The 2,739-nt window shown below is 67.9% G+C and carries 1 protein-coding gene; it reads right to left on the reverse strand.

Annotation, left to right across the window (positions count from 1 at the left end):
• Positions 1–40: 40 nt before the first annotated feature.
• Positions 41–2,347 carry an immune inhibitor A domain-containing protein gene (locus AB0B91_RS63760; protein WP_357661346.1) on the reverse strand — a complete coding sequence of 769 codons (2,307 nt, stop codon included), beginning with the start codon at positions 2,345–2,347 and terminating at the stop codon, positions 41–43.
• Between the last annotated feature and the right edge of the window lie 392 nt (positions 2,348–2,739).

Genomic DNA, 2,739 nt, shown 5'->3' on the forward strand with positions numbered 1-2,739 from the left:
GGTGGCGTCACCGCCACCGGCCCCACGAGTGCCCCGATCGTCAGTTACTGACCTTGACGACCATGTCGTCGGTCGGGTTGGTGCCCTGCTGAAGGATCTCGATCCGGGTGCCGGAACCGGCCACCTTCACCGAGTTCCAGGGGTTGCCGGCCGTCCAGTACTTGTTCGGCCCGCTGTCGGAGAAGACCGGCTGCGGGGCGAGCGCCGGAAGCGTGACCGGGACACCGTTGAGGTGGAAGGTCTGCGCCGGCTTGGCGTACAGGCTGAACGTGGCGTCGAAGCCGTTGCGCCGGTTGGTGATGGTGCCCTGGCCGTCGACGGTGATCTTGTTCGGTCGGACGTCCACCGGGAGGTTCAGGCCGTAGCCCGGGTGCTCCGAGGTGTTGTTGTCGCCGTAGGCGTAGTTCACGTACCAGACCAGCATGCCGGGCTGGTTCGAGAACCGCTCCACCCAGTTCGGGCGGGTGTTGTTGAACCCGTAGTTGTACCCGCCGGTCCGCAGCGTGTCGTCGTAGCCGACGTAGGACCGGTTCTCCGCGATGTAGAAGCGGGGGTACGTGTCGGTCACCGAGCCGGTCATCCGGGTGAAGCCCTTGGCGGTCCACTCGGCGGCCAGCGTCTCGGCGTCGTCGGTCCAGGCGACGGTGCCGCCCTTGATCAGCGACACGTTGTCCAGGAAGGCGCCGGCGAGGTGCACGCCGCCGTCGGTCTGGTAGCGGTAGCGGAACTGCACGGCCTGCCCGGCGTACGCGGACAGGTCGTAGGACAGGTCCACCCAGGCGCCGCTGGTCGAGCCGTCGACCCCGGTCTCACCGGCGTCGACCGACGAGTTGCTCAGCGCCGTCCAGGTGGCACCGCCGTCGGTCGACACCTCGGCGTAGAGGTAGTCGTAGTCCTCTTCGATGTCGTACCAGGCCTTGGCGGTGATCGACGCGGACGTCGTACCGGTCAGGTCGAGCTGACGGGTCAGCGTGGTGTTCAGGTCGTCCGCGCTGCCGCCCCACCACTCGTACGACCCGCCGAACGGCGTGTTGTAGCTGGTGGTCTGGGTCTGCGCCGGCAGGTTGACCACGACCGCCTGGGCCTTCGGCCCGTCGCTGTCGCCGGCCGGGCCGAGCGTGACCCGGGTGGTGCCGCTCTTCTCCTCGACCACCGAGTAGTTCAGCCAGCCCAGGTAGAGCTTCGACCACGGGTCCATGTAACCCGGGGTCGACCCGATGTCGTCCTTGCCGCGGCTCAGCCACGAACCGGAGGACATCAGGCTCCAGAAGCCCACGCCGTTGTCGCCGCCGGCCGTGTCGTAGAGGTCCGGCAGGCCGAGGTCGTGGCCGTACTCGTGGGCGAACACGCCCAGGCCACCGTTCTCCGGCTCCGTGGTGTAGTCACGGATCCACATGCCGGTGTCGCCGATCTGGACACCGCCGGCCTTGTTCGCGTCCGGACCGGCGCTGCCGGCCAGGTTCGGGAACGCCGCCCACCGGTGCGACCAGATGGCGTCCTCTCCCTGGGCGCCGCCGCCGGCCTCCTCGCCCTCGCCCGCGTGCACCGCCTGGAAGTGGTCGATGTAGCCGTCGGGCTCGTTGAAGTCGCCGTCGCCGTCGAAGTCGTACCGGTCCCAGATGTCGAACTGGGCCAGGTACTGCTTGATCTGCTCCGGCGTCTTGCCAGCCGCGACCTGGGACTGGTACCAGGCGGTGGCGGTGTCCTTGACGAAGTTCCAGTACCCGTCGGACTCGGGGATGGCGTTGCTGCCGTAGCGGGCCTCGTTGAACGGAACCTGTACCCACTCGGTCACGTCACCGTTGACGGTGTAGCGCCCGCCCGACTGCTTGTAGTAGAAGTCCCGCATCGACTCGCCAGGACCGAACATCATGTCCTGGTAGTGCGCCCGGTTGAAGTCCGGCCGCCACAGCGTGCTGTTGTCGTCGGTCGAGTTGCCGTCCCAGTTGCGGTCCGGCTCGGCGATCTGGTTGTGCGCCGGGCCGGCAGCTCCACCGGTCCGGGGGTCGGTCTGATCGCCGAACTCGACCAGCATCGTGAAGATGGGGTCGGTCTTCGGTGCCTGCTGGTACTCGACGAACAGGTCGTCCTTGACCTGGATGACCTTCGAGCCGTTGCGTGTCTGAAGCTTGGCCTTGCCGGAGAGCAGGTCGGCGATGGCCTTCTTCCGGATCTCCCGCTGCTGATCCGACTTCGGATCGGGGAGGTTGTCCCTGCCGTGCTTCGCCTTGTCGGAACCGGGGGCCGGGTCCGCGGCCGGTGCGCCGGAGGCCGGCGCCGACACGACTCCCGCCGCCAGCAGCGCGGCCGCGGCCGAGGCCAGACCGGCTGTGACTCGTCTCCTCAAAGGTCCTCCTCCTTTGTGGATCTGTTACATGACGAGCGCGGTACGAGCCGCACCCGTCATGTGATGCGGGACTCACCATTACAGAGCGCGTGGGTGCTTGTCACGGGTCGACTGACGCTGGAGAACGCACGTCTGGGCCCGTAAATGCGCATAAATGAGACCCAAAAGCCGTCCCCGGATGACGCGTTTTAACGTCACGTTTTGGCCACGATCACTGTGGGTGACGGTGATTCTGAGGTCCCCTTAGGGGAGCGCTGGGAACCGGGAAACCGTCACGGGGCGGGCCGCCGGCTCGACTCCGGCTCGCGGGAGTGCGGCCTCCGCGAACACGTGGGCGGGGGGCCCCCCGCGCGCCCTGTTGAGCCCCGCCGGGCCCCCCCCGCACCCCGCGG

Source organism: Nonomuraea sp. NPDC049141 (assembly GCF_040648415.1).
In the GTDB taxonomy this organism is placed as follows: Bacteria; Actinomycetota; Actinomycetes; order Streptosporangiales; family Streptosporangiaceae; genus Nonomuraea.